Here is an 8,617-nt window from a genome sequence, read left to right as displayed (position 1 = left end):
GGGACGTCGAACGCGATTTGCCCAGGTCAAGGGTAGAACCTCGGAAGTGATCGGATTCCTGCGAATACTGATCGAACTGCAGTACCAAAGCGAAGGTGAAATTGTCTTGACGCAGCACGTGTTCCTCCAGCATGCCGTTCGAGTGCAGGTCGTGACCGCATGAGCTCCGATGGTGTGACGCCAGGGACTTCGGTAGCTCGCAAGGCACGTCGAGAGCGTCCGGCACGCGGCCGTCGTGCCAGCACCTCGTTGCTTCCGCAACTGCTGGCGGCGGCCGTCGAGCTGGGGCCCGAGCGGGAGGCGTTGCGGTTCGAAGGACGTTCGCTGTCATACGCAGAGTTGGACGAGCAATCGTCTCGTTTGGCGAGATTGTTGATCGCCGGCGGCATGGGGCCAGAGGATCGGGTTGCAATTTCGATACCGCGGTCCATCGAGTCCGTTCTGGCACTGTGGGCAGTCGCCAAGTCCGGCGCCGCCTTCGTCCCGGTGGATCCGAACTATCCAGCCGATCGCGTGGCCTACATGATCAGCGATTCTGGAGTTTCGGTCGGGTTGACCACTGAGGGTGCACGCGCCGGGTTAACCGACTCGGTCGGGTGGATCTCGATCGATGCTTCGGACACTGTCGAGTCGTTGGCCGCTGTCTCCGGCGCGCCAGTGACGTATGACGAGCGGGTAAGGACACTGCGTGAGCAGCACGCCGCGTACGTCATCTACACATCCGGCTCCACAGGGCGACCCAAGGGTGTTGTTGTTTCGCATTCGGGGCTAGCCGTCCTGCAGCGAGAGCAAATTCGCATGCTGTCGCTCGACGGCAATTCGCGGGTTTTGCACTTCACGACTCCAAGCTTCGACGTATCGATCTTCGAACTACTCGAGACGATCGGGGCGGGCGCCGTCATGGTGATTGCCCCATCGAGCATCTACGGTGGGCCCGAGCTAGCCGAGCTGATCAAGACAGAGCGAGTGACGCATGTCGGCGCTACTCCTTCGGTGCTCGCATCGGTGGATCCATCTGGACTCGACGATGTTGCTGTCGTCGTGGTCGCGGGTGAAGCGTGTCCGCCAGAGTTGGTCGCGAAGTGGGCGCCCGGACGCCACTTTGTCAACGCGTACGGCCCGACCGAGATGACGATCGTCACGAACATGACGGAACTCGGCGCGGGTGATCCCGTCACGATCGGTGGTCCGATTCGTGGTGCAGCGTCTTTGGTATTGGATGCCCGCTTGCAGCCTGTACCGACGGGGACTACGGGTGAGCTCTATCTTGCAGGGCCGCAGGTTGCGCGCGGATACCACAATTTGGCAGGTATGACGGCCGATCGATTCATCGCGAATCCCTTTGGGGCACAGGGTGAACGAATGTACCGCACGGGGGACGTGGTGCGGTGGACGGAAAGTGCTGCCGGCGATCGTAGCGTCGAATACGTCGGACGGTCCGATTCCCAGGTCAAGATCCGTGGCTTCCGCATCGAGTTGACTGAAATCGACGCGGTCATCGCACTCGACGAACGGGTCGAGTTCGTGACAACGCTCGGGCGAGTGTTGCCCAGCGGTGAAACGGCTCTCATCTCTTATGTGCTTCCTGCAGTTGGAGCCGTGCTGTCCGGGGATGACGTCCTGGCAGTGGTCAAGACGGATCTTCCCCGTCACATGATTCCGGCGGCTGTCGTTGTCATCGACGAGATTCCCTTGACGCCAGTAGGAAAGCTGGATTCAGCAGCACTTCCTGATCCCGTATTCGAGGCCCGAGAGTTTGTAGCGCCATCCTCCGATGGTGAGGTCGTGGTCGCGCGCATATTCGAAGAACTCTTGGGGGTGGACCGAGTCGGCGCTGACGACGACTTCTTCGAACTCGGCGGCAACTCGTTGATTGCTGCGAAATTGGCCGGGCGTCTCAGTGCGGCTTTCGATGTGCGGGTTCAGGTCAAAACGCTCTTCGAGTACTCGACAGTCTCCGGTCTTGCATCTGTTTTGTCAGATTCAGCGGGGCGTGTGCGAATTGCCTTGGCCCCTCGCTCTCGTCCGGAGCGGATACCTCTTTCCCTTGCACAGTCGCGGATGTGGTTCTTGTCGAGATTCGACTCTGTGTCTGGTGTGAACAACATTCCGATCGTGTTGCGGTTGTCCGGTGCCGTCGATGTTTCGGCACTGTCCGCAGCGCTGTCGGATGTTGTTGCGCGGCACGAGGTGTTGCGGACCGTCTATCCGGAATTCGAGGGCATCGGGTTCCAACAAGTACTTCCGGTGGACGAATTCGTGGAAACTGTATTGCCCGAAACTGTCGACGCGGCCGACTTGCTCGGTGTGCTGACGCCAGTGGTGGCAGAGGGGTTCGATGTCACGGTCGAGGTGCCATTACGGGTTCGTTTGTTCCAGACGGGTTCGTCGGAGTTTGTGTTGGCGTTGGTGATTCACCATATCGCTGCTGACGGTGTGTCGATGGGTCCGTTGGTGCGTGATGTGTCGATGGCGTATGTGGCGCGTGCGGGTGGACAGGTTCCGGGGTGGGCGCCGTTGGCGGTGCAGTATGCGGATTACGCGTTGTGGCAGCGTGAGGTGTTGGGGTCCGAGGGTGATCCGTCGTCGTTGATGTCTGAGCAGTTGGGGTATTGGACGTCGGTGTTGGCGGGGTTGCCGGAGCGGATCGAGCTGCCGGCGGATCGCCCGCGGCCGTTGGTGGCATCCAATCAGGGTGCGAGTTACCAGTTTTCGATAGACGCGCGGTTACATCGAGCGCTCGAGCAGTTGGCGCTTGATCGTAATGTGTCGTTGTTCATGGTGGTGCATGCGGCGTTGGCGGTGTTGTTGGCGCGGCTGAGCGGTAGTGACGACGTTGTGGTGGGCTCTCCGATCGCAGGGCGGGGTGAGCCGGAGCTGGACGATCTGATTGGTATGTTCGTCAATACGTTGGTGTTGCGGACCGAGGTGGATTCTTCGGAGTCTTTCTCGGCGTTATTGGGTCGGGTTCGTGAGGTCGATCTCGGGGCGTTCGGCAACGAGGACGTGCCGTTCGAGCGTTTGGTGGAAGTGCTTGATCCGGCGCGGTCGCAGGCCCATCATCCGTTGTTCCAGGTTGCGTTGTTCTTTCAGAACATGGCGCAGGATGTCGTGGAGTTGCCGGGACTGTCGATTGCCGGTTTCGACGCCGGCGTCGAGATCGCGAAGTTCGATCTGCAGTTGACGGTGACGCCGTTGGAGGAGGACGGCGTCGGTGTGGGGATGCCGATGTCGTTGACGTATGCGACGGATCTGTTCGACGCGTCGACAGTTGTTTCGTTTGCGGAGCGGTTGGTGCGTGTTCTGGAAGCAATGGTGGCGGAGCCTGATTCGGTTGTCGGGGATGTGGAGTTGCTCGGTGAGGGCGAGCGTTCGCAGGTGCTGGTGGCGGTCAATGACACTGTTCACGAGTTGACTGTTGGTGCTTTGTTGCTCGACGGGTTTGTTGCGCAGGTGGCGGCGACGCCGGATGCGGTGGCGGTGGTGTTCGAGGGGCAGTCTCTGACGTATGCGGAGTTCGGGTCTCGGGTGAACCGTCTTGCACGGTATCTGATTTCGGTGGGCGTGGGGCCGGAGTCGTTGGTGGCGTTGGCGATGCGCCGGTCGGTTGACCTTGTGGTTGGTATGTATGCAGTGGTTGCTGCGGGTGGGGCGTATGTGCCGTTGGATCCGGATCATCCGGTCGAGCGCAATGGTCATATTCTCGAGACCGCGGCACCGGTCTGTGTGTTGTCCACTGCTGGTGACGGTGTGGTGTTGCCGAGTAAATTCGATGTGGTGTTGATAGACGAGCTGGACGTGTCCGGATTCTCGGATGCGCCTGTTTCTGATGTGGATCGTGTTGCGCCGTTGCGTGTTTCGAATGCTGCGTATGTGATTTTCACGTCGGGGTCGACGGGGAAGCCGAAGGGTGTGGCGGTTTCGCATGCGGCGATCGTCAATCAGATGGCGTGGATGCAGGGGCAGTATGTTCTGACCGGGTCGGATGTGTATCTGCAGAAGACTGCGACGACGTTCGACGTGTCTTTGTGGGGGTTCTTCCTGCCGTTGGCGGTGGGTGCTCGGTTGGTGGTGGCCACTCATGACGGTCATCGGGATCCGGGGTATTTGGCGTCGGTGATCGCTGATCAGCGCGTGACGGTGACGGACTTCGTGCCGACGATGCTGTCGGTGTTCGCGGGGGAAGTCTCTGCCAGCCAGTTGGATTCGCTACGTGATGTGTTCGTCATCGGTGAGGCGTTGCCGGCGCAGACGGTGCGCGATTTCGGTGTTGTTTCAAGCGCGCGGGTTCACAACTTGTATGGTCCGACCGAGGCCGCGGTGTCGATCACGTTCGCGGATGTGACGGATGCTGTCCACGGTGGTGTGGCTTCTATTGGTGTGCCGCAGTGGAATTCGCAGGTTTTCGTCTTGGATTCGCGATTGCGTCCGGTGCCGGCGGGTGTTGCGGGAGAGTTGTATCTTGCGGGTGATCAGTTGGCTCGTGGGTATGTTTCTCGTCCGGATTTGTCGGCGGATCGCTTCGTCGCGAATCCGTTCACTCATGGCAGTGTCGGCGATCGGATGTACCGCACGGGGGACTTGGTGCGGTGGGGCTGGTCGGGGGAGCTCGAGTACATCGGGCGCACTGATTTCCAGGTGAAGTTCCGGGGTCAGCGGATCGAGTTGGGGGAGATCGAGTCGGCCCTGGTGGCCGATGTGTCGGTGTCGGTGTCGTCGGTGGCGGTGGTGTCGACCAAGACCGGTGATCAGTTGGTGGGGTATGTGGTGCCGACGTCGGGAGCGGTGGTTGATGTTGCGGCGCTTGTGGATTCGTTGGGGTCGGTGTTGCCGTCGTATATGGTGCCGTCGCAGATCATGGTGTTGGATGCGTTCCCGCTGAATGCTTCGGGGAAGTTGGATCGGAAGCTGTTGCCGAAGCCGGTGTTCGAGGCTGCGGCGTTCCGGGCTCCGGTGACTCCGGTGGAGGAGTCGGTTGCCTCGGTTTTCGCCGAGGTGTTGGGTGTGGATCGGGTCGGGCTTGATGATGATTTCTTTGCTTTGGGTGGCAATTCGCTGATTGCGACTCGGATGGTTGCCCGCCTTGGGCAGGCGCTCGATACGCAGGTTCCGGTACGGGTGCTGTTCGAGGTGTCCTCGGTCGAGCGCGTGGCTGCCCGGGTTCAGACCAAGATCGGTTCGGGTGCTCGGGCGGCGTTGACTGCTCGGGTGCGTCCGGAGCGGGTGCCGTTGTCCCTTGCACAGCAACGGATGTGGTTTCTGAACCAACTCGACCCAGAGTCGCCGGTCTACAATGTTCCTCTCGCGATCCGGCTTTCAGGGAAGCTGGACGTGGCGGGGCTGAAAGCTGCTGTTTCCGATGTCCTGGCACGGCACGAGTCGCTCAGAACGTTGTACCCAAGCGATCCAGATGGACCAATGCAGGTAATTGTTCCACCCGAAGAGGTCGTGCTGGACTTGAGTCCAGTCGAGGTCGACGCCGAGTCTGTAATGCTGCGCGTAGCAGAGGTTGTCGGACAGGGATTCGACGTCGGTGCTGAGGTCCCCGTTCGAGCGAAACTGTTCAGCCTTGGCTCTGGCGACTACGTGTTGGTTGTCGTGATCCACCACGTTGCCGGAGACGGTTCCTCAGTCGGGCCACTCGGGCGCGATGTCATGGTCGCGTATGAGGCCCGATCTCGGGGGGTGGTTCCGGGGTGGGCACCTCTCGGAGTGCAGTACGCGGACTATGCGTTGTGGCAACGCGAGCTGTTGGGCTCAGATGGTGACCCGGACTCGATCGCGTCGAAGCAAATTGCGTATTGGCGAACTCAGTTGGCTGACGTCCCCCCCGTTTTGAATCTCCCCTTGGATCGTGCAAGGCCCGCGATTCAGTCGTTACGCGGAGCGACAGTCAATTTCACGATCGATGCACGCCTTCATTCAGACTTGTCGAGGCTTGCAGAGGGTCACAACGTCACTGTCTTTATGGTCATTCACGCGGCTGTGGCTGTTTTGATGTCCAGACTGAGCAGTTCCACGGACGTGGTGCTTGGTACTCCTGTCGCAGGACGCGGGGAGGCCGAACTCGACGATCTGATTGGTATGTTCGTCAACACGCTGGTCTTACGCACGAACGTCGAAGCGTCGGAGGGATTCGGTTCGTTCCTGGAGCAGGTGCGTGAAATCGATCTATCGGCGTTTGCCAATGCGGATGTGCCGTTCGAGTGGTTGGTGGATGAGATCGACCCCGTGCGTTCTACTGCGCACTCACCGCTGTTCCAGGTTTTGTTGGTGTTCCAGAACTTTGCGCAAACGCAGTTCGTGTTGCCAGAACTCACGATTTCCGGGATCGAAGCGGACTCGGGAACGGCGAAATACGACCTTCAGATCACTCTGTCCGAGGTCATCAGCGAGTCTGGAGAACCCTCAGGGATACACGGGTCGTTCAACTACGCAACCGACCTGTTCGACGAATCAACGGTGCTGGAATTCGTCGATCGTCTGTTGCGAATTCTGAGCACAGTGTCCGCAACTCCGGACGTACTGGTGGGTGATATTCCCGTACTCTCACAGAGCGAGAGTGAACAGGTACTGGCACAAGCTGTTTCGGCCGGATCTTTGTGCTCGGACAATGCGACGCTGGTCTCGTTGTTCGACGAGCAGGTTGCGCGGACGCCTAACTCCGTCGCGTTGGCCATGGACGCAATTGAACTTACGTATGCGGAGTTCGATGCCAAGGTCAATCAACTCGCGCGTCACCTCATTTCCGAAGGAGTCGGACCTGAGCAGTTGGTCGGTGTGGCGATGCGTCGGAGCATTGACCTCGTGGTTGCGATCTACGCCGTTCTGAAGGCTGGGGGCGCCTACGTTCCTATCGATCCAGATCATCCAGCAGAACGCACCGAGTACGTCGTAGAGGCGGCGGATCCGGTACTGATTCTGACTACCGCTCGCGATCAGTTCGCGTCGACGGGTCGACGGATGGTGACTGTCGAGGCTCTGAACTTGGACGGGTTCCCATCTCGCCGGATTGCCGACTCTGAACGCAATTCGCCTTTGCGATCGCAAAACACGGCGTATCTGATCTTCACTTCAGGTTCGACAGGTCGACCCAAGGGCGTTGCCATTACACACAGCGCAACGGTGAACCAGTTGGTGTGGGCTCAGGCGACCTACAGGCTTGATTGCTCGGATGTGGTACTGCACAAAACGCCGATCACCTTCGACATTTCGGTCTGGGAATTGTTCTGGACTCTCCAAACTGGCGCGAAACTGGTCATCGCGGTTCCCGATGGACACCGGGACGCAGATTATCTTGCGAAAACCATCGCTCAAGAGCGGGTCACGACGGTGCATTTCGTTCCGTCGATGTTGAGCGCATTCATGTCCGCGGTGCCCGCGCCGCTGCCGGAATCGGTGCGTCGAGTCTTTGTCGCAGGAGAGGCGTTGAGCGCCGACACCGTACGCCGATTCAGCGGGTACGCCTCGGCGAGCCTGCACAACTGGTACGGGCCTGCCGAGGTCGAGGTGGTAACAGCTTGGGAGGCGACTCCTGAGGCGGTGGTCGTCCCGATCGGTACGCCCGTCGCTAACGCGTCCACTGTTGTGCTTGACGGCCGGTTGGCGCCAGTGCCGGTGGGTGTGGCCGGTGAACTGTATTTGGGTGGACCGCAGGTGGCTCGTGCATATCACGGTGAGCCTGCTATGACGGCGCTGCGATTTGTCGCCGATCCATTCGGATCAGCCGGCGCCAGGTTGTACCGCACCGGAGATTTGGTTCGATGGACCAAATCGGGGGAGCTGGAGTACATCGGCCGTAGTGATTTCCAGGTGAAGTTGCGTGGTCAGCGGATCGAACTGGGTGAGATCGAATCAGCCCTGCTCACGCATGAGAACGTCAACGACGCCGTCGTCGTGATGCACTCTGACTCCAAGTCGGGTGACAGCTTGGTTGGGTATGTGGTGCCGGCGTCGGGTGCGGTGGTTGATGTTGTAGCGCTTACGGATTCGCTGCGTGCGGTGTTGCCGTCGTACATGGTTCCGTCGTTGATCATGGTGTTGGATGCGTTGCCTCTGAATGCGTCTGGGAAGTTGGATCGGAAGTTGTTGCCGGAGCCGGTGTTCGAGGTTGCGGTGTTCCGGGCTCCGGTGACGGCGGTGGAGGAGATCGTCGCGTCGGTGTTCGGGGATGTTCTCGGGGTCGAGCGTGTCGGGTTGGATGATGATTTCTTTGCTTTGGGTGGTAATTCTTTGATTGCTACTCGGGTGGCGGCTCGGTTGGGGCAGGCGCTCGATGCGCAGGTTCCGGTGCGGGTGTTGTTCGAGGCGTCGTCGGTGGAGTTGTTGGCTGCTCGGGTGGAGTCGGAGGTTGGTTCGGGTGCTCGGGCGGCGTTGACTGCTCGGGTGCGTCCGGAGCGGGTGCCGTTGTCGTTGGCGCAGCAGCGGATGTGGTTCTTGAACCGTTTCGATACGTTGTCGTCGGCGAACAATATTCCGGTGGCGATTCGGTTGTCGGGGTTGTTGGATGTGGAGGCTCTGCAGGCTGCTGTGTCGGATGTTGTTGGTCGGCATGAGATTTTGCGGACGGTGTATCCGGAGGTCGACGGTGTCGGGTTCCAGGAGGTGTTGTCTGCGG

Annotated in this window: 1 protein-coding gene; it reads left to right on the top strand. The window is 60.0% G+C overall.

Going from position 1 to position 8,617, the window contains the following annotated elements:
• Positions 1–159: 159 nt before the first annotated feature.
• On the top strand, positions 160–8,617 hold an 8,458-nt coding region (locus ACYP01_RS09080; protein ID WP_459679521.1), incomplete at its 3' end, for a non-ribosomal peptide synthetase.

It is taken from the genome of Rhodococcus sp. no. 34, assembly GCF_054589475.1.
This window is presented reverse-complemented; position numbering and strand designations above follow the sequence as displayed.